Genomic DNA, 19,559 nt, shown 5'->3' with positions numbered 1-19,559 from the left:
TTGCCGCTAGGTTCGGCCGGCGGGGTTGGGAGCCGGTTTCGCAGGAGCATGCACGAGTGACCGAGGCTGAGGAATATCTGGTCGATTGGCCAGCCTTCTTCGCGACCCGCCAGGAGCTGGGCGCGGATTTTATCCGCATCCTCGGTTATTTCCGCGAGGACGGCACCAAGTCCGTCGCGGCGATTGAGGCGGCAATGCGCGCGCGCGACGCCGCCGGGCTGGTCCTGCCCGCCCACACGCTGAAGGGGGAGGCCCGCCAGTTCGGCGCCGAACCGCTGTCCGACATCGCGGAGGCGATCGAGACGATCGCGCGCCGCTGCGTCGAAACCCATGAAGATCCCGGCGAAGTGATCGAACATGTCGTGAAGCTGCGTCCGATGTTCGAAGCGACGCTCGCCGCCTTCGAACGCGAATGCAATCCGCTGGTCGAACGCAAGCCGGGCTTCGGCCGCAAGGTGGAAGCCAACAACCAGGGCTTCGGCCGGATCTGATCGCGCGATCCCGAAGGATCGTCGGGGCGTGACACTGGTTGGCGTCAGCGCCTACACCTTGATCCGATCGGGAGCGAGGCGGGCTATGCCATGTGGGTGAAGATCTTCAGTCTGCTGGCGGCCCCGGCACTGATCTATCTGACGATCCTCGCCTATGTCTTCTTCGCGCAGACGGGCATGGTGTTCCCGGCGGGCAATGTGCCGCCATCGCCCGCGATGCCGCCATCGGCCGAGCGGCTTGAACTTGCCAGTGGAGACGGCGATCGGCTGATCGGCACCCATTTGCCGCCGCGTGAGCCCGGTGCGAAGCGGCTGGTGTTGCTGGGTTTCGGCGGCAATGGCTGGAATGCCGACGCGGCCGCGCTCAAGCTGCGCGATCTCTATCCCGAGGCGGATATCGTCGTCTTCCATTATCGCGGCTATGCGCCGAGCACCGGTACGCCGGGCGCCGATGCGTTGATCGCGGATGCGCGCGTCATCCATGACCGGGTCCGCGCGCGCTTCCCCGGCGTTCCGATCGTGGGGGTGGGCTTCAGCATCGGCAGCGGCGTGGCGGTATCGCTGGCGGCGGCGCGTCCCCTCGACGGGCTGATCCTCGTCACGCCCTTCGATTCGCTCGCCAATGTGGCGGCGGGGCATTTTCCGTGGCTGCCGGTGAGGCCGCTGCTGCGCCATCGCCTGGAACCGGCGACCGATATCCGCGCCGTCCGCGCGCCCGTCGCGCTGGTCGTGGGCGGCAACGACACGCTGATCCCGCCCGCTCATGCCGAGGCCTTGCGCCGCTCCGTGCCCGATCTGGTGCTGGCGGAAACGCTGCCGGGGGCGGGGCATAACGATATCTACGACAATATCGGCTTCCGCGCGGTCATGCGCGATGCGCTGGCGCGGATATTGGCGCGCTGACGCCTGACAGGTCTTGACTGTTCATTTCCTGTCATTCCCGCGAACGCGGGAATCGCGTTCGCGGGAATGACAGTGAGCGATTGTCGCAGGCCTCAGTCCTCGGCAGGCTTGGACTGGAGCTGGATGTAATTCTCCAGGCCCATGCGCTTGATCATGTCGAACTGCTTCTCGAGCATGTCGACATGCTCTTCCTCGCTTTCGAGGATGTCGGCGAGCAGGTCGCGGCTGACATAGTCGCGCACCGTTTCGCAATGCGCGATGCCGTCCTTGAGCAGGGGGATCGCCTCATTCTCGAGCGCGAGATCCGACTGCAGGATCTCATCGACGGTTTCGCCGATCTTCAGGCGACCGAGGAGCTGGAAATTGGGCAGTCCGTCGAGGAACAGGATGCGCTCCGCCAGCTTGTCGGCATGCTTCATCTCGTCGATCGATTCGTGGCGCTCGAAATGCGCCAGGCGGCTGATGCCCCAATTGTCGAGCAGCCGGTAATGCAGCCAATACTGGTTGACGGCGGTCAGCTCGTTCTTGAGCGCCTCGTTCAGATATTCGATGACCTTGGTATCGCCCTTCACGGCAAAGCTCCTTCTAGCACGGGCGCGTTTATACCCGGCTCAGGGGCCAAAGTCAGGCAAAAAATGGCGGATTTCCGCGGTTTTTCAATGCGCGACTGTTAAACAGTCGCAAGCTCTGCCTTGATAATGCTTTGCGCAAACGGAACGCATTGGCCGCAGCGGGTGCGCCGGCCGAGCGCGGCATAGGCGCTGCACGCATTGTTCGCGCCGCCGTTTCGCACGGTCTCGCGCAGTTCCTTCTCACGGATCGCATTGCAGATGCAGACGACCAAGACGAATCCCTCCGGCTAATGCGAATCGAGATAGAGCTAATGATAATAGATCGCAATATAGAAAGTGATGCGCGCGGACGCCGGCGTGCGAATCACCCCCGGCGCATCGCCTGCCATTCGCGGCGCGCCAGGGAGCGCCACAGCCATTCGAACGGACCATAGGTGAAACGATCGAGCCATGGCTTCGACCAGAGCAGCATCGCCGCCCAGCCGCCGAGTACCGCCAGATAGATGCCGGCGCGCGAAACCTGCCCGTACAGGCCGAGGCCATAGCCGTAGAAGATCGTCGTCATGACGATGCTGGTTCCGAGATAGTTGGTGAAGGCCGCGCGGCCCGCCGCGGCGATGCGCGCCACCGCGCCGCTGTCGCGGAAGTGCTGGATCAGCCAGACGGCGAAGGCGGCGTGGCCCAGTGTCAATATGACGCGGAACGGCGTCGACCAGACGATGACCGCGTTGAAGGTGGTGACGGTGTCGAACCCGCTCGACCGGCACCACCATCCCAGCGCGATCATCGCGGGCAGGCCGACCAGATAGCAGCGCAGCGCCATCGCGGCATAGCGCGAGGGCGCCCATTCGCCGGTCAGGAAGCCGTTGCGATACAGCGACATGCCGAGCATCATCAGCCCGATCGTCTCGAAGCCGTAGAGCATCATCATCATCAGCGGCCCGAACAGGCCCGTCGGCCCGGTCCGATAGGCGAGGATGTCGGCATAGCCGCCGGCATAGGCCTGGATCTCCTGCGTGATCGCCCAGCTTCCCGGCTGGCCGAGCGCGACCAGCGTTTCCTGGAAGGACTGGATGGCCGCCGCGCTGGCGCCGGGCGCGCCGGCGGTCGCCTTCATATGGACGAAGGAGAACGCGAAGATCGCCCAGACCAGGAAATTGATGGCGATCGTCAGCACGGCGCCCCGGCGCAGCCAGCGGGCGTCATTATGGTGGAAGGCGTAGATGACCATTCCGCACACGGCGTAGAGGATCAGGATGTCGCCGCTCCAGATCAGATAATAATGGACGAGGCCGAAGACCAGCAGCCAGGCCATGCGGCTGTAATGCACCTTGATCGAACTGTGCTGCCGCGCCTCCGCCCGATCGATCACCAGCAATGTGCTGGCGCCGAACAACAGCGTGAACAGGCCGCGCATCTTGCCGTCGACCAGCACGAAATTGACCATCCAGATGCCAAGGTCGAGCGGGCCGTCCCCGCCCCAGGCCAGCGGATTGATATAGGCTTGGGACGGCATCGCGAACATCACGATGTTCATGAGCAATATGCCCATCACCGCGATGCCGCGCATGGCGTCGAGCGTCAGGTGGCGCACGGCGCCGTTGGTCTCGGTCATGCGCGCATCTTTGCCGTGCTCGCGCGCGGACGGCAACGCCTTGCCGATGCGCCCGCTTTGGGCGACGGTGGGGCATGAACGACGCGCGCGGTTTCACCCGGATCGGTGCCGATGGCACGCAGGAGCCGATCGAACGGCCGCTGGCGGACGAGCGGCCGCTGGCGATCGAGTTCAACGGCATCGGCTATGCGGTGATGATGGCGACGCCCGCCGATCTCGACGATTTCGCTTATGGCTTCGCATCGTCGGAACGGCTGATCGACGCGGCCGGCGACATTATCGACATCATGTCGCACGATGCCGAGCGCGGCACGATCCTGCGCATCCAGCTCGTTCGCGAACGCGCGGAGCGGGTGATCGAACGGGTGCGGCATCGCGTGTCCGAATCGTCGTGCGGCCTGTGCGGCATCGAGAATCTGGAACAGGCGCTGCGCCCGCTGCCACGGGTGCGCGGCGTGCCGCCCGCGCCCGACGCGGTGTTCGCGGCGCTCGCGGCGCTCGACGGGCATCAGGCGCTCAATCGCGCGACGGGCGCCGTCCATGGCGCGGCTCTGTGCGCCGCCGATGGCGCGATCCGGCTGGTGCGCGAGGATGTCGGCCGCCACAATGCCTTCGACAAGCTGATCGGCGCGATGCTGCGCGGCGGACTGGACTGGGATGGCGGCTTCGCCCTGCTCACCGCGCGCTGCTCCTATGAACTGGTCGAAAAGGCGGTGCTGGCGGGCTGCCCGGCGCTTGCCACCATCTCGGCGCCGACGGCGCTCGCCATCGAGCGCGCGCACGAAGCGGGGCTGGCGCTGATCGGCCTGGCGCGGCGCGATAGTTATCTGCTGGCGGGGTGAGAGGCGGAGACTTTTAACCGATCGTCATTGCGAGCGAAGCGAAGCAATCCAGGGATGCACTCACATTCTGGATTGCTTCGTCGCTACGCTCCTCGCAATGACGCCCTTGCTTTAAACCAGCCGCAATGCCCGCCCGGTTCCGCCCAGCGTCGCGCGGTCGCCATGGGGCAGGGCGAAGCGGCACGACAGCCAGATCGATCCCAGCATGATCAGGGAGACGGCGGCGATATCGGCGCCGTCGGGCAGCATGCGCGCGGCCAGAAAGGCGCAGGCGAGGCCCGGTAGCGACAACAGTATCGACCGGGTCGCGACGCGGAGGAACGGCCGCTCGAACGGGTGGATCGCGTCATAGCGGTGGAGCTGGATCAGCGGCACCACCGCCGCCACGATGAACCCCAGGCTCACGGCGATCGCCATGCCCGTCAGGCCGAAGCGCGTGAGCAGCGGCGCGGCGACGATCGCGGCGGCCGCCAGCCCGGTGGCGCTGGCGACAAGCTGCGCGCGATAGCCGCCGATCACCTGCTGCACCGGCACCGCCGCGCCGAACACCGCCTCCGCCATGCGCGCCAGCACCAGCACGATCAGCGCCGCGTGCGCGGCGTCGGCGCCGCGCCCGAACAGGCCCAGTATCGCATCGCCGCCGCCCGCCATCACCAGCCCCAGCGGCACGACCAGCGCGAAGGCGAGCCGCGTCGCGAAGGCATAGAGCGGCTGCACTTCCGCCTTGCCGCCACGCGACGCGGCGGACGCCAGCGGCGCCAGCACATAGGCGAAGGCGGTGCGGACGAGCTGGACGATGCTCGAAACCTTGCGCGCGATCGTGTAGAGCGCCGCGCTCGTCGCGCCGGCCGCGCCCGGCAGGATCGCGTTGAGCAGGATCGGCGGCGCATCGCCGAACAGCCGCGCCACCATATTGGCGGGCAGCGCCGCCAGCCCCGCGCGCAGCGTCGCGCCAGCCATTGGCCCGCCACGCGGCATGCGGAAGAACAGGCGCAGGTCGTAATAGCGCGACAGCAGGCGGACGCTGAGCAGGCAGGTTATCGCGAGCGAGATGAGATGCGCGGTGAACAGCGAAATGATCGTCGGATTGGCGAACCAGAAGCCGGCGGCGAGCACGAGGCGGATCACCTGTTCCCAGAACAGGCGCAGCCGGATCTCCGCCCCGAACACGCGGCGCGCGCGCAGGCCCGATGTCGCGATCTCGACAAAGGCCCAGAGCGGCAAGGCCCAGGCGAAGATGCGGATCGCCTCCGCCACCCGCCCGGCATCGCCCGCGGCGACGTTGAGCAATGGCGCCAGATGCGTCGCGCCCAGCGATGCGGCGGCGGCGATGAGCAGGCAGGGCAGCACCCCGATCGCGAGCGCCGCGCGCAGCGCCGCCACCGCCTCTCCCTCGTCCTTCGCCTGCGGCACGACCCGTTGCAGGGACGAGGTCATGCCGAGATCGGCGATATTCTCGATCAGGTTCACCGCGGCCCACAGCACCGCGTAAAGGCCGAAGCTCGCCAGCCCGAACAGCCAGACATAAAGCGGCTGCGCGACGACATCGATCACCCCGCCCAGACGCGCGAGCAGCGTCGTGCCAAGGCCCTTGGCGACGTCTCGGCTGGTGATCGTTTCGGATGCGTCGCCGCTCATCGCGCCGGTTGCTCACCATTTACCCGGACTTGTCAACGGACCTATTCTCTATTAAATAGATTGAAAAGGTCCGGACATGCCCCATCCCAAGCTGCTTTCGATCGCCGATGCCGACAAGGCCCGGCTGCGCATCCTCTTCCTCGCCAAGCATGCGCTGTCGGGCGGCGTGCCCGATCGCGAGGACGGAACCCATGCGGTCTATCATCATGAGATGTTGACGACGTTGCGCGAGATCGGCCTCGATGTGACGGCCGCCGACCGGTACGAGAATCTGTTCGAGCGCCCCGACGCCGATTTCGTCGTGACCTTGCTCAATCGCGGCGGCTTCGTGAACAGCGAGATGCTGGGGCCGCTGCTGCTGCGCCGGCTGGGGCTGCCCTTTCTGGGGGCCTCGCCGATCCTGCGCGGCCTGTCTGACGACAAACATCTGATGAAATCGGTCGCCGAGCGGCGCGGCGTGCCCGTCACCCCCTGGGCGATCGTCCGCCAGGGGCAGGGCGGGGTGAGCGAGCCCGATTTCGCCTGGGATCGGCTGGTGGTGAAGCCCAACGCCTCCTCGGCAAGCTGGGGCGTGAAGATCATCGATGATTGGGCAGAGGCGCGCGCCCATGCCGAAGGCATATTGGCGTCCGGCCACGACGTGATCATCGAGCCTTATGCGCCGCTGATCGATCTGGCCGTGCCCGTTGTCGGGGCCGACGGCCCGTGGCTGCTGCCCAGCTTCGGCTATTATCCGACGGCGCGCCCCGGTGAGGTCCGCTCCTATGAGGAGAAGCGCAATCTGGTCGTCACGGCGGACGATCCGCTCGAGCCGGTGGAGGACAAGGATCTGGTCGCCCGGCTGGAAGCGCATGTCCGCGCGCTGCTGCCCGAACTCTGGCCCTTCGACTATGGCCGCTTCGAATTCCGCTACGATCCCGCAACCGGCGGGTTGCGTTTCATGGAAGTGAATCTCTCCTGCAATCTCTGGTCGCGCAAGACGATCAGCCGTTCGGCGCGCTCGATCGGCGTCAGCCATGCGGAGCTGGTCGAAACCATCGTCGCGCACAGCCTGGAACGGCAGGGGCTGATCCGCGCCGCGCGTTCGGCGGGGCTTCAGACGCGCGTGGCGTGATCGCGGATTCGCATTGAACCATTGGTTCGCGCGATGATTTCGCCTATGGCCGCTTTTGAGGGGCGGGCGATGTCCGCATCTCGAAAGATCGCGCCGGTGCCCGAAAGGGCTTAATTCGGGAACACGGTGAGGATGAGCGATCATCCGAATCCGGGGCTGTCCCTGCAACTGTAAGCGGCGAGCGCGATGCAGAGGCGTCCATGCCGATCGGGATGGACGCAGCCACTGGGCCGGCGCGGACGCGCCATGCCTGGGAAGGCGTGCATCAAGCCTTGACCCGCGAGCCAGGAGACCTGCCGGCGCACCGGTCGCTCTTGCCTTGATCCAGGGGATGGTCTCGGCACGGTCTCTCTCCGTCTGAGCGACGAACCATGCGGCGGGGCCGCATCGGTGCGCGGTAACGGGTGCCTCCGGCGCCCGCCCGTCGTCGCGCGCCGACCGATGCCTGGGCATCGGCACGCCCCGCCATGTCGTTGCACGGCGCCGGGGGAGTGACCCATGATATCGATCGTTTCGCCGCGCCAGTTGCCGTCCGCCCGCATCGCCGGTGGAGCGCGCGCATGAGCAGGATCCCGACCACCGTCATCACCGGCTTCCTGGGCGCGGGCAAGACCACGCTGATCCGCCACCTCCTCCAGAACGCGAAAGGACGGCGGCTGGCGCTGATCGTCAACGAGTTCGGCGATGTCGGCGTCGACGGCGAACTGCTCAAGGGCTGCAACGACGCGGCCTGCCCCGACGAGGATGTCGTGGAGCTCGCCAATGGCTGCATCTGCTGCACCGTCGCCGACGATTTCCTGCCGACCATGCTCAAGCTGCTCGATCGGCCCAACCCGCCCGAACATATCATCATCGAAACCTCCGGCCTGGCGCTGCCCAAGCCGCTGGTGAAGGCGTTCCAATGGCCGGAGATCCGCACGCGCGCGACGGTGGACGGCGTGGTCGCGCTGATCGACGCGGACGCCGTCGCTGCCGGGCGCTTCGCCACCGACGAGGCGGCGCTGGCGCTGGCGCGCGCCGCCGATCCCTCGCTCGATCATGACAGTCCGCTGGAGGAATTGTTCGAGGATCAGCTCGCCTGCGCCGATCTGGTCGTCCTCAACAAGACCGATCTTGTCGATGGCGACGCGCTCGCGCGGATCGAGGGCTCTCTCTCCGCCGACACGCGCGCTGGCGTGAAGATCGTGCGCGCCGATCATGGCGCGGTCGATGCCGCCGTGCTGCTGGGGCTGCTCGCCGGCGCGGAGGATGATCTCGACGCGCGGCCCTCGCATCACGACAGCGATCCCGATCATGACCATGACGATTTCGACAGCTTCGTGGTGACGGGCGGCGAGATCGGCGACATGGCGCCCCTCGAAGCGGCGATGGCCCGGCTGATCGCGGAGCATGACATTCTTCGCATCAAGGGGATCGTCGCGGTCGGCGGGCGCTCGGCGCGGCTGGTGATCCAGGCGGTCGGCCCGCGCATCCAGCAGCATTTCGATCGCGCGTGGAAAGCGGACGAGCCCCGCGTCTCCCAGCTCGTCGTCATCGGGCAGACGGGGCTCGACCAGCGGGCGATCGCGCTGGCGCTGGCTGCGGAACTTGGCACGGAACTGGCCGCCGGCATCGCCTGATGCATCTGCTGTCCGCCACGCCCGGCACCGTCTCCAGCGGGGAAGAGGCGATCGACCTTGGCCAGTCGCCGGGGGAGATCGTGATCCTGTCGGTGGCGGACAGCGAACTCGCCTGTTTCGCGCGCGCGGCGGAGGCGATGCCCGAAGCGGGGCCGAAGGTACGGCTCGCCAATCTGCTGCTGCTCAAACATCCCTATTCGGTCGATCTCTATGTCGAGAGCGTGATCGCGAAGGCCCGGTTCGTCTGCGTGATCCTGCTCGGCGGCAAGGCCTATTGGCCCTATGGCATCGACGAGATCGCCCGCGTCGCGCGCGAACGGGGCATCGCCTTCGCGGCGATCGCCGACGGGCGCGAGGCCGATCCGGCGCTGGACCGGGCCTCGACCTTGCCGATCGAAAGCCGCGATCGCCTGCGCGACTATCTGCGCCAGGGCGGGGTCGCCAACGCCACGGCCTTTCTGCGGTTTGCCACGCGCCTGATCGGGCGTGACGCCGGCCCGCCCGACGATCCCGTGCCCGTCGCCGATGCGGGGCTTTATGTGCCGGGGCGCGACCGCCCGACGCTTGCCGACGTTCGGGCGGACTGGATCGCGGATCGGCCGGTGGCGCTGTTCGTCTTCTATCGCGCGCTGATGGTGGCGGGCACGCTCGACGCGGTCGACGCGATGGTCTCGGCGCTCCGTGATCATGGGCTGAATGTCGTCGCGGTCCATGTCCGCGCGCTGCGCGAACCCTTCGCGATCGACTGGCTGCGCGGCCTGATCGCCGAAACCGCGCCCGACGTGATCGTGAACGCGACGTCCTTCGCCGCCTCGTCGCCGGGGGAGGCGCGCATTCCCGGCGTGCTGGAAGCGGCGGATTGCCCGATCCTGCAGGCGGTGTTCGCCGGGGTGGACGAGGGCAATTGGGCGGAAAGCGCGCGCGGGCTCGGCCCGCGGGACCTGGCGATGAACGTCGCCCTGCCCGAGGTCGACGGGCGGCTGTTCACGCGCGCGATCGCGTTCAAGGCGGCGGAGCGCTTCGATCCGCGCACCGAATGCGGCATCATCGTGCCGCGCGTCTCGCCCGGCCGCGTCGGCTTCGTCGCCGAACTCGCGGCGCGCTGGGCGGCGCTGCGCCGGACCCCGGCGGCCGCGCGCCGGGTCGCGCTGGTGCTCGCCAACTACCCCAATCGCGATGGCCGCGTCGGCAATGGCGTCGGCCTCGATACGCCCGCCAGCGCCGCCGCGATCCTCGCCGCGCTGGCGGAGGCGGGCTATGCGGTGGCGGATCCGCCCGCCGATGGCGCGGCGCTGATGGCGGCGATGCTTTCGGGCGTCACCAACGCGCCGGGCTCGGCCGATCGTGACGGGGATGTCGCGCTGCCGCTGGCCGACTATCACCCGGCTTTCCAGGCCATGCCCGCCGATGTCCGCGCTGCCGTTGTCGATCGCTGGGGCGCGGCCGAAGCCGATCCCTTCGTGCGCGATGGCGCTTTCCGGCTCGCGGTCCGCCGGTTCGGCGCGGTCGCCGTCGCGGTCCAGCCCGCACGGGGCTATAATGTCGATCCCAAGGCGAGCTATCACGATCCGGCGCTGGCGCCGCCCCATGCCTATCTCGCCTTCCATATCTGGCTGAACCGGCATTTCGGCGCGCATGCGGTCGTCCATGTCGGCAAGCACGGCAATCTCGAATGGCTGCCGGGCAAGGCGCTGGCGCTGTCGGAAAGCTGCTTTCCAGAGGTCTGCGCCGGGCCGGTGCCGCAGCTTTACCCCTTCATCGTCAACGATCCGGGGGAGGGGACGCAGGCCAAGCGCCGGATTGGCGCCGCGATCGTCGATCATCTGACGCCGCCGCTGACGCGCGCCGAAAGCTATGGTCCGTTGAAGGCGCTGGAGGCGCTGGTCGACGAATATTATCTGGCGGCGGGCATGGATCCGCGCCGCATCGCGCATCTGAAGGGCGAGATCCTGGACCTTGCCCGTGCCCAGGGGCTCGATGCGGATGCCGGCGCCGTCGGCGATGGCGAGGACGCGCTGGCCGCGCTCGACAATTATCTGTGCGAGTTGAAGGAAATGCAGATCCGCGACGGGCTGCACATCTTCACGCGTTCGCCCGTGGGGCGGCTGCGCACCGATCTGCTGGTCGCCCTGTCGCGAACGCCGCGCGGGCATGACGGCGCCGGGCAGGCATCGCTGCTGCGCGCGATGGCGGAGGATTTCGGGCTCGGTTTCGATCCGCTCGATTGCCGGATGGGCGACGCCTGGGCCGGGCCGCGACCGGCGCGTCTGGCGGCGCTGTCGGATGCGCCATGGCGGACGGCGGGCGACACGATCGAGCGGCTGGAACTGCTGGCGGCGCTGCTGGTCGATGGGGCCGAGCCGCCCGGCCCGCGCTCGGCGGCGGTGAGCGACAGCGTGACGGGGGATCTCGCCGCGCGGGTCGATGCCTGTGGCGCGGCGGAGCGGGCGGCGCTGCTGGCCGGGCTCGACGGGCGCTTCATCCTGCCCGGCCCGTCGGGCGCGCCGACGCGCGGGCGGCCCGACGTGCTGCCCACCGGCCGCAATTTCTACTCGGTCGATACCCGTTCGGTGCCCACCGCGACGGCATGGGATCTGGGCTGGCGATCGGCGCGATTGCTGGTCGAGGATTATCTCCAGCGCGAGGGCGACTATCCCCGCGCGATGGCGTTGTCCGCCTGGGGCACCGCCAATATGCGGACGGGCGGCGACGATATCGCGCAGGCGCTGGCGCTGATGGGCGTGCGTCCGCGCTGGGACTGGACGTCGGGCCGCGTGATCGGGTTCGAGATGATGACGCTCGCCGAACTCGGCCGGCCGCGCGTCGACGTCACCTTCCGCGTCTCGGGCTTCTTCCGCGACGCCTTTCCCGAACAGATCGACCTGCTCGATTCCGCGGCGCGCGCGGTGATGGCGCTGGACGAGCCGGGCGAAGACAATCCGGCGGCCGCGCGCCATCGGGAAGAGACGGCGCGGCTGATTGATCGCGGAGCGCCTCCCGCCCATGCCGCCCGCCGCGCCGGCCATCGCGTCTTCGGTTCGAAGCCGGGGGCCTATGGCGCCGGCTTGCAGGCGATGATCGACGAGAGGATCTGGCACGATCGCGCCGATCTGGCCGATGTCTATCTCGACTGGGGCAGCTACGCCTATGGCGGGGGCGTCGAGGGCGATGCCGCGCGCGACCTGTTCGCGGAGCGCCTGGCCCAGGCCGACGCGGTCGTGCAGAACCAGGACAATCGCGAGCACGACCTGCTCGACAGCGACGATTATTACCAGTTCGAAGGCGGCATCGCTTCGGCTGTCGAGCATCTGTCGGGCAAGCGGCCGCGCGCCTATCACAATGATCACAGCCGGCCCGAACGCCCCGTCGTCCGCACGCTGGAAGACGAGATCGGCCGCGTCGTCCGCGCGCGCGTGACCAATCCCAAATGGATCGCGGGCGTGATGCGCCACGGCTATAAGGGCGCGTTCGAGATCGCCGCCTCGGTCGATTATCTCTTCGCGTTCGCCGCGACCACGCACGCGGTGCGCGACCATCATTTCGACGCCGTCCACGCCGCCTTCATCGAGGATGAGGCCGTGCGCGCCTTCATGGCCCGGGCCAATCCGGCCGCGCTGCGCGAGACCGCCGCGCGCCTGGCCGAGGCGCTGGAGCGCGGCCTGTGGAAACCGAGATCCAACAGCGCGGGCATGGTGCTCGCCGAACTGGCAGGAGCATGACGATGGCCGAGCGCACCGAGGAACGGCACGCCGAGAAGATGAGGAAGAAGCAGGCCGCGCACGATCGCATCGTCGCGTCGAAGACGATCGAGAAGGGGCTGCTGATCGTCCATACCGGCAAGGGCAAGGGCAAGACCACCGCCGCGCTCGGCATGGTCGTGCGCGCGATCGGCCATGGCGGGAAGGTGGGCGTCGTCCAGTTCGTGAAGGGCGCGATGGCGACCGGCGAGAAGCGGGTGTTCGACGCCTTCCCCGAGCATGTCGAGTTCAAGCCGATGGGCGAGGGCTTCACCTGGGACACGCAGGATCGCGCGCGCGACATCGCGGTGGCGCGCGCGGCGTGGGAGGAGGTGAAGCGGATGATCGCCGATCCGTCCTACGACATGGTGGTGGCGGACGAGCTCAACATCGTGCTGCGCTACGATTATCTGCCGCTCGACGAGGTGATCGCCGCGCTCGGCGCGAAGCCTGAGATGACGCACGTGATTGTGACCGGCCGCAACGCGCCCGACGCGCTGATCGAGGCCGCCGATCTCGTCACCGAGATGACGTTGATCAAGCACCCCTTTCGCGAGCAGGGCGTGAAGGCCCAGGCCGGGATCGAGTTCTAGCCGGTGTTGCGATATTTCACTGTCATCCCCGCGAAAGCGGGGATCCAGCTTCTTCTTCTTTCTGATGCTTCACGGGAAAGCGGGATCCCCGCTTTCGCGGGGATGACAGTGAGAGGGGGTGGGATGCGGCCGGATCGCTTCCCGGATTCGACTGGCTTATCGCCGATGCGCCGCGATCTGCTCGGCGAGGCCGCGCGCCGCCTGAACATAGGCGGGGCTGCCGCACACCGTCCACGCCTGCGGGATGCTCAGCCTGGGAATGTCCTTCAGCGCGGGGTGATGCAGCATCTCGGTGCCCTGATCGGTCACCCGGTCGGTCGCGCTCTCGACGATCAGGTAATCGGGCCGTGCCGCGACCATCTCCTCCAGCGACAATTGCGAGAGCGCGGGCTTGTCGAGCCGGGCGGCCAGGTTGGTGAGGCCGGTGCGCGTCATCACATCGTCGATCAGCGTGCCGGTGCCCGTCATATAGCCGCGCCGCTGGTAATAAGCCGCGACGCCCGCCGACTTCGCCCTGGGCAGCGCGGCCAGATCGCGGTCCATGCGCGCGATCAGCGCCTCGCCGCGCCCGACATGGCCGACCGCCGCGGCCACCTCGCGGATCTGCGCGACGATGTCCGCGTAGCTGGCGGCCGATTTGAGATCGAGCACGGTGTAGTCGCGCTGCGCCACCGCCGCCATCATGCTGCCGCGCTTCGCCGGAATGCCGATGATCAGATCGGGATCGAGGACGAGCAGTTGCTCCGCCGATGTGCCCATGATGTTCAGCCCCGCCGCCTTGGCCGCCGCCGCCGACATCTCGGGATCGTCGGCATTGCGGGTGAGGCCGGCGATCTGGTCGCGATCGGCGAGTTCGAGCAGATATTGATCGGCGCAGAGATTGAGCGACACGATCCGCTGCGGGCGTTTCACGGGCGCGCGATCCGGCATCGCCCATGCCATCGCGGCGGCCGACGCCGCGACGATGATCGCGGAAAGGCCGAAAAGGGCGGTGCGGGAAGCGAGACGCGGCATGGCTCCGCACGCCTTATCAGCATGATCGCTGGGCACAAGCGCGCGGGTGAACGGCCATGGTGACGATCGCATCGCGCCTCGTTCCGCCGCGATCGATGCTGGTCGCCGGGCTGATCGCGCTGATCCTGCTCGCCGCGACGGCGTCTCTGATGCTGGGCGCGGTATCGCTCGCGCCCGCGCGGATCTTCGCGGCGCTTGCCGGGCGGGGCGATCCGATCGCGACTGCGATCCTGTTCGATCTGCGCATGCCGCGCACGATATTGGGGCTGGTCGTGGGCGCGATGCTCGGGCTCGCCGGCGCCGCCTTGCAGGGCTATCTGCGCAATCCGCTCGCCGAACCGTCGGTGCTCGGCGCGTCCAACGCGGCGGCGCTGGGCGCGGTCTGCGCGATCTATTTCGGGCTGGCCGAACTTCACCCCGTCATGCTGCCGCTGCTGGCGATCCTCACCGGCCTGGGGGCGCTGGCGCTGCTGTTCGCGCTGGCGGGCCGATCGGAAAGCCCGTTGACCCTGATCCTTGCCGGCATCGCGGTCGCGACGCTCGCGTCGGCGGCGATCAGCCTGTCGCTCAACCTTTCGCCCAATCCCTTTGCGGCGATGGAGATCATGGCGTGGCTGATGGGGTCGATCGAGAACCGGTCCTTCCATCATGTCTGGGTGGCGCTGCCCTGCATCGCGGTGGGCGCCGCGCTGCTGCTGGCGGATGGCCGCGCGCTCGACGCGCTGACCCTGGGGGAGGACGGCGCCCGCGCCCTGGGCGCGGACCTGCGGGTGACGCGCCTGCGCCTGTTGCTGGGCGTCGCGATCGGGGTTGGCGGCGCGGTCGCCGTGTCCGGATCGATCGGCTTTGTCGGGCTGATCGTGCCGCACCTGATCCGTCCGCTGACCGATCGCAGCCCGTCCGCGATCCTGCTGCCCTCCGCGCTCGGCGGCGCGGCGCTGCTGACGCTGGCCGATATCGGCGTGCGGCTGATCCCGTCCAACGTCGAACTGAAGCTGGGCGTGGTGACCGCCTTTCTCGGCGTGCCCGTCTTCCTTGTCTATCTCATGCGGGAGCGCCGCTTATGGTGACCCTTTCCCTCGACGCGGCGAGCGTCCGGCTTGGCCGGCGGCTGGTGGTGGACGCGGTCTCCGCCACGCTCGGCGCGGGCACGCTGGTCGGCATCATCGGGCCGAACGGCGCCGGAAAATCGAGCCTGTTGCGCGCGATGCTCGGGCTTGTCCCGCTGGCATCGGGTTCGGTGACGCTGGATGGCGAGTCCGTGTCGGCGATGGCGCGCGGCGCGATCGCGCGCAAACTTGCCTATCTGCCGCAGGGCCAGTTGCTGCACTGGCCGCTGACGGTGGAGCGGCTCGTCGCCCTCGGGCGCCTGCCGCATCTGGCGCCGATGTCCGCCATGTCGCCGGCCGATATCGATGCCGTCGAGCGCGCGATCGAACGCGCGGACGTGGCCGGGCTGCGCGGCCGGGTGGCGACCGAATTGTCGGGCGGCGAACGCGCGCGCGCGCTGCTGGCGCGGACGCTGGCGGTGGAGGCGCCCGCGCTGCTGGCCGACGAGCCGCTCGCCTCGCTCGATCCGGGGCATCAGATCGACGTCATGGCGCTGCTCCGGCGCGAGGCGCGCGCCGGGGCGCTGGTGGTGACGGTGCTCCACGATCTCACCATGGCGGCGCGCTATTGCGATCGCCTGCTGCTGATGGATCGCGGCGTGCTGGTCGCCGATGGCGCGCCGCTCGACGTGCTGACCGCCGAACGCCTGCGCCGCGTCTACGGCATCAGCGCGATGATCGACCCGCCGATGATCGTGCCCGTCGCCCGTTCGCTGGAGCCGCTATGACCGATGATCTCTTCGCCGCACAGGGTTTTTGCGCCGTTCCGCTGTTCGATCCCGAAACCGTGCGCGCGGCGCGCGACGATATCGCCGAACAGGTCGATCGCGTCGCGCGTGCGCTCTACATGCCGTTCGAACACAGCCTGCCCGATGTACCGGTGGGCGACAGGCTCGATCGCATCGCGGCGGCGGAACGGTCCCATGCCAGTCTGCTGCGCGTCGCGATCTGCACCGACGCGCATCGCGGGCCCAGGCTCACCGCGCTCGCCGAAAGCCCCGCGCTCCTTGAAACCGCATCCCGGCTCGCGGGTGGGCCGATCGCGGGATCGATCAGGCGCGTGCGCGCCAGCATCGCCGCCTTTCCCGAGCACCGGCACGACTGGCATTCGGACGTGGCGATCGACGATGGCACGAACTGCGGCCGCGTCCGCGTCACCGCCTGGATGCCGCTGGGCGATGCCGGCCCCGAGGATGGCGGGCTGGAACTGGTGCCGGGCAGGCGGTCCGCACCCTTCGAGCACCGGCGCGGCGACGGCTTCGCTATTCCGGAAGAGACGCTGGCCGGCCTGCCGCGCGTCCGCCCCGTTTGCCCCGCCGGCACCGTGCTGTTCCTCGACCGGTTCACGCCGCACCGCACATTGCCGGTGGCAGGCGCCGCGCGTTTCGCGCTCGTCATCTGGTTCAAGGCGGGATGAACGTTGACGCACCGCAGCATCGGATTTAATGCCGTCCCCGCGACAGGTTCCCCGGGGACGGGGATGAAAAGGGAACGGGGTTCGAGACCCCGGCTGCCCCTGCAACTGTGAGCGGTGAGCCATCGGGCCATATGCCATTGGGATCCCAGGATCCTGAGAAGGCGGCCCGAACCGGCATTGACCCGCAAGCCAGGAGACCTGCCCGTCGCGGTCGTCTTTCGCGCGGACAGGGTGTGCCGGGCGGACGGGGGTAAACCCGAGCGACGACATGCACGGACCGCGTTTTTGCGGGGGTCGATGCATGCCCGTTCGGCAGCACGATTCCGCTTGAGCGCGGCCCATTTGTCCGGGGTACGCCGCTTGATGTTGAAGTCCATTTCCTTCCTCCCGCTCCTGTTCTCGACCGCCGCCTATGCGCAGGGCGAGGCTCCATCCCCCGCCGACGAGGGCGGCGAGGCGATCATCGTCACCGCGACGCGGCTGCCGGTCACCGCCGATCAGGTGCCGGCATCGCTGACCGTGATCGACAAGGCCGCGATCGACGCGTCGCAGGCGGTGATCGTCTCCGACCTGCTGGTGCGCACGCCGGGCATCACGATCACGCGCAACGGCGGCTATGGCACGTCGACGGGCCTCCGCATCCGCGGCGCGGACAGCGACCAGACCGTGGTCGTCATCGATGGCGTCAAGCTGAACGATCCCTCGTCCACGGGCGGCGGCTATAATTTCGGCAATCTGATGGTCGGCGATACCGCGCGCATCGAGATATTGCGCGGGCCGCAATCGATCCTGTGGGGCAGCCAGGCGATCGGCGGTGTCGTCAATGTCGTGACCGCCCTGCCCGAACGCCCGCTGGAAGCGAGCTTCGATGTGGAGGCGGGATCGCGCGAGACGGTGAGCGCCCGCGCGGGCATCGGCGGGGTTTCCGGTCCCTTGCGCTGGCGCATCTCCGGTTTCAGCTTCGTCACCGACGGCATCAGCGCGCTTTCGCCCCGGCTGGGCGCGACCGAGCGTGACGGCTATCGCAATCGCGGCGGCAACGCCCGCTTCAACCTCGATCTGGGCGGCGGCGCGATGGTCGATCTGCGCGGCTCCTATGCGTCGGGCCGCGTCGATATCGATGCGACCACCGGCGATACGCCCGCCTATAATCTGAATGAGGAGATGTTCGGCTATGCCGGCGTCGTTGTGCCGCTGTTCGACGGGCGCCTCGTCAATCGCTTCGCCATCTCCGCCACCCGCACCGATCGCGACGGTTTCGATCCGCGCCGCGCGCGGCCGCGCAACCTGGACAGCACCGGCTGGCTGGAACGCTATGAATATCAGGGCACCGCGACGATCGCGGACGGCTGGCAGGCGACCTTCGGGCTGGAGCGCGAGGAAAGCCGCTTCCGCAACTATGCGACGATTCCCGCCAGCCCGACCGCGGCCATTCCCGCGCCCATCCGCGCCAATGCCCGGCTCGACAGCGCCTATGCCCAGCTTTCCGCGCGGATCCTCGCGCCGCTGACGGTGAATGCGGGCATCCGCCACGACGATCATGACCGGTTCGGCGGCAACACCGTGTTCGGCGGCGGCGCGGTGCTGTCGCTGTTCGACGACCGGACCTTGATCCGCGCAAGCTATGGCGAGGGTTTCAAGGCGCCGACCTTGTATCAGCTCGGCAGCCAGTACGGGAACGCCGCGCTGCGCCCCGAAACGTCGAAGGGCTGGGAGGCCGGGATCGAGCAGCGCCTGTTCGATCGCGCGCTCACGCTCTCCGCCACATATTTCGATCGCAACGCGCGCGACCTGATCGTCTTCTACAGTTGCTCGGGCGTACCGACCGGGCTTTGCCTGGTGCCGGGTTCCGTCACCGTCGGGCGGCTCGGCTATTACGACAATGTCAGCCGCACCTATACGCGCGGTGTCGAGCTTGGCGGCGCGCTCGAGCTGGGCGGTTTCTCGCTCGCCGCCAATTATAGCTGGATCGACGCGGAGAACCGCTCGCCCGGCGCGCTGTTCGGCAAGGCGCTCCGCCGCCTGCCCGCGCACACCGCCAATGCGGAGGCGAGCTATCGCTGGGATTTCGGCCTGTCGCTGGGGGCGGCGCTCCGCTGGTCGGGCGACGCGTTCGAGAATGAAGCCAACAGCGTGGTGCTGCGCGACTATACGCTGGTCGATCTGCGCGCGTCGATGCGGCTGACCGACGGTTTCGAGCTTTATGGCCGCGTCGAGAATCTGTTCGACAGATATTACGAGACCGCGCTCAACTATAATTCGCTCGGCCGATCGATCCATGCCGGCATCCGGGGGCGCTTCTGATGGACGCGCTCGCACCCCACGCCCCGATCGAGAAGCGCGTCGCCATGGTCGACGGCCGGACCGAGGAGGTCTGGCCGCTCTCGCGCGACGAGCAATTCCTGTTCGCGCTCTACACCGAGCTGTTCGACGATCATTGGGACAAGCTGACCTGGGGGCCGTTGATCCCCGGCGCCGCCTATGAACTCAAATGCCCGGGCAAGCCCGAACGCATCTCGCTGTCGGCGGGCGGCTATCTGACCATCCATTGGGGCGCCAGGGGGCATTTCCATCTCTGCCTCGCCGCCAAAAGCACGAGCGATCCCGCGCTCGCGGCGCGCCGCAGCCCCGGCCGCGTCGAGCTGTACCGGCGTCTGGATGGAGACGGATATCCCATCTCCTGGGGTATCCGCATGTTCAACGGGCATGACGAGCCGCAGATCACGATCTTCCTGCCCAATCCCTTCCTGAAGCCAGAGGACCGCATCGCCGAAACGCCCGACTGGGATCGGCTGGCTTTGTGGGACGACCTGTTTCCGCGCCTGACCGGAACCCCCGCCGACGGGCGGGACCGGCTGGGCAAGGGCTATGCGAAAAACTGAGCGGAGAATGACG

The 19,559-nt window shown here is 68.2% G+C and carries 17 protein-coding genes and 2 riboswitches; of the genes, 12 read left to right on the top strand and 5 right to left on the bottom strand.

The window, feature by feature from the left end; genetic code table 11:
• Window positions 1-56: 56 nt before the first annotated feature.
• Both K7G82_RS15165 and K7G82_RS15160 read left to right on the top strand, forming a co-directional pair.
• Entirely contained in the window at window positions 57-491 is a 435-nt protein-coding gene (locus tag K7G82_RS15165) for an Hpt domain-containing protein (RefSeq protein WP_222990760.1), read from the top strand.
• A 90-nt stretch (window positions 492-581) separates the two neighbouring features.
• Window positions 582-1,394 carry an alpha/beta hydrolase gene (locus K7G82_RS15160; protein ID WP_222990759.1) on the top strand — a complete coding sequence of 271 codons (813 nt, stop codon included), beginning with the start codon at window positions 582-584 and terminating at the stop codon, window positions 1,392-1,394.
• A 92-nt stretch (window positions 1,395-1,486) separates the two neighbouring features.
• On the opposite strand, the gene bfr is transcribed toward K7G82_RS15160, so the two are convergent.
• The 3 genes from bfr to K7G82_RS15145 all read right to left on the bottom strand — a co-directional run bounded on the left by bfr (window position 1,487) and on the right by K7G82_RS15145 (window position 3,581).
• Window positions 1,487-1,966: a bacterioferritin gene (bfr, locus tag K7G82_RS15155; RefSeq protein WP_222990758.1), complete on the bottom strand. Its 480-nt coding sequence runs from the start codon at window positions 1,964-1,966 to the stop codon at window positions 1,487-1,489.
• A 98-nt stretch (window positions 1,967-2,064) separates the two neighbouring features.
• The gene (locus K7G82_RS15150; RefSeq protein ID WP_222990757.1) at window positions 2,065-2,238 is read right to left on the bottom strand and encodes a (2Fe-2S)-binding protein; all 174 of its coding nucleotides are present in this window, start codon (window positions 2,236-2,238) and stop codon (window positions 2,065-2,067) included.
• Window positions 2,239-2,330: 92 nt separating this feature from the next.
• Window positions 2,331-3,581 (bottom strand): DUF418 domain-containing protein, encoded by a 1,251-nt coding sequence (locus K7G82_RS15145; protein WP_222990756.1) that lies wholly within the window; start codon window positions 3,579-3,581, stop codon window positions 2,331-2,333.
• Window positions 3,582-3,655: 74 nt separating this feature from the next.
• Between K7G82_RS15145 and fdhD the strand changes: the two genes are divergently transcribed.
• A complete protein-coding gene (gene fdhD, locus K7G82_RS15140) occupies window positions 3,656-4,423 on the top strand; it encodes a formate dehydrogenase accessory sulfurtransferase FdhD (protein ID WP_222990755.1) in 768 nt (255 codons plus the stop codon).
• 111 nt (window positions 4,424-4,534) lie between these two features.
• Here the strand turns inward: fdhD and K7G82_RS15135 are convergent, their stop codons facing one another.
• The gene (locus tag K7G82_RS15135; protein WP_222990754.1) at window positions 4,535-6,061 is read right to left on the bottom strand and encodes a lipopolysaccharide biosynthesis protein; all 1,527 of its coding nucleotides are present in this window, start codon (window positions 6,059-6,061) and stop codon (window positions 4,535-4,537) included.
• Window positions 6,062-6,137: 76 nt separating this feature from the next.
• On the opposite strand from K7G82_RS15135, the gene K7G82_RS15130 reads away from it, so the two are divergent.
• From K7G82_RS15130 to cobO, 4 genes are all read left to right on the top strand, one after another.
• On the top strand, window positions 6,138-7,175 hold the full coding sequence (locus K7G82_RS15130) for a D-alanine--D-alanine ligase family protein (RefSeq protein WP_222990753.1): 1,038 nt from the start codon (window positions 6,138-6,140) through the stop codon (window positions 7,173-7,175).
• Between the two features lie 77 nt (window positions 7,176-7,252).
• Window positions 7,253-7,490: riboswitch (cobalamin riboswitch) on the top strand.
• 245 nt (window positions 7,491-7,735) lie between these two features.
• Window positions 7,736-8,794: a cobalamin biosynthesis protein CobW gene (cobW, locus tag K7G82_RS15125; protein WP_222990752.1), complete on the top strand. Its 1,059-nt coding sequence runs from the start codon at window positions 7,736-7,738 to the stop codon at window positions 8,792-8,794.
• Window positions 8,794-12,513, top strand: a complete 3,720-nt coding sequence (gene cobN, locus K7G82_RS15120) for a cobaltochelatase subunit CobN (protein ID WP_222990751.1) — start codon at window positions 8,794-8,796, stop codon at window positions 12,511-12,513. Before cobW ends, cobN begins: the two co-directional genes overlap by 1 nt.
• Window positions 12,514-12,515: 2 nt before the next feature.
• Entirely contained in the window at window positions 12,516-13,124 is a 609-nt protein-coding gene (cobO, locus tag K7G82_RS15115) for a cob(I)yrinic acid a,c-diamide adenosyltransferase (protein WP_222990750.1), read from the top strand.
• A 156-nt stretch (window positions 13,125-13,280) separates the two neighbouring features.
• Here the strand turns inward: cobO and K7G82_RS15110 are convergent, their stop codons facing one another.
• Complete coding sequence (locus K7G82_RS15110; protein WP_222990749.1) at window positions 13,281-14,138, bottom strand: ABC transporter substrate-binding protein; 858 nt, start codon at window positions 14,136-14,138, stop codon at window positions 13,281-13,283.
• A gap of 95 nt (window positions 14,139-14,233) precedes the next feature.
• On the opposite strand from K7G82_RS15110, the gene K7G82_RS15105 reads away from it, so the two are divergent.
• The 5 genes from K7G82_RS15105 (at window position 14,234) to K7G82_RS15085 (ending at window position 19,546) form a co-directional block, all read left to right on the top strand.
• Window positions 14,234-15,208, top strand: coding sequence for a FecCD family ABC transporter permease (locus K7G82_RS15105; RefSeq protein ID WP_222990894.1), 975 nt, complete (start codon window positions 14,234-14,236; stop codon window positions 15,206-15,208).
• Window positions 15,202-15,975, top strand: a complete 774-nt coding sequence (locus K7G82_RS15100; RefSeq protein ID WP_222990748.1) for an ABC transporter ATP-binding protein — start codon at window positions 15,202-15,204, stop codon at window positions 15,973-15,975. Before K7G82_RS15105 ends, K7G82_RS15100 begins: the two co-directional genes overlap by 7 nt.
• The gene (locus K7G82_RS15095) at window positions 15,972-16,664 is read left to right on the top strand and encodes a phytanoyl-CoA dioxygenase family protein (protein ID WP_222990747.1); all 693 of its coding nucleotides are present in this window, start codon (window positions 15,972-15,974) and stop codon (window positions 16,662-16,664) included. The genes K7G82_RS15100 and K7G82_RS15095 overlap by 4 nt, the downstream gene beginning before the upstream one ends.
• Before the next feature lie 27 nt (window positions 16,665-16,691).
• Window positions 16,692-16,884, top strand: a riboswitch (cobalamin riboswitch).
• Between the two features lie 143 nt (window positions 16,885-17,027).
• Window positions 17,028-18,968, top strand: a complete 1,941-nt coding sequence (locus tag K7G82_RS15090) for a TonB-dependent receptor plug domain-containing protein (RefSeq protein WP_222990746.1) — start codon at window positions 17,028-17,030, stop codon at window positions 18,966-18,968.
• Window positions 18,968-19,546, top strand: a complete 579-nt coding sequence (locus K7G82_RS15085) for a DUF7676 family protein (protein WP_222990745.1) — start codon at window positions 18,968-18,970, stop codon at window positions 19,544-19,546. The genes K7G82_RS15090 and K7G82_RS15085 overlap by 1 nt, the downstream gene beginning before the upstream one ends.
• The last annotated feature ends 13 nt before the right edge of the window (window positions 19,547-19,559 follow it).

Source organism: Sphingomonas colocasiae, assembly GCF_019880585.1.
Taxonomy (GTDB): Bacteria; Pseudomonadota; Alphaproteobacteria; order Sphingomonadales; family Sphingomonadaceae; genus Sphingobium_A; species Sphingobium_A colocasiae.
Note: the sequence above shows the minus strand (reverse complement) of the source record. Positions and strands in the feature narration are given on the sequence as shown.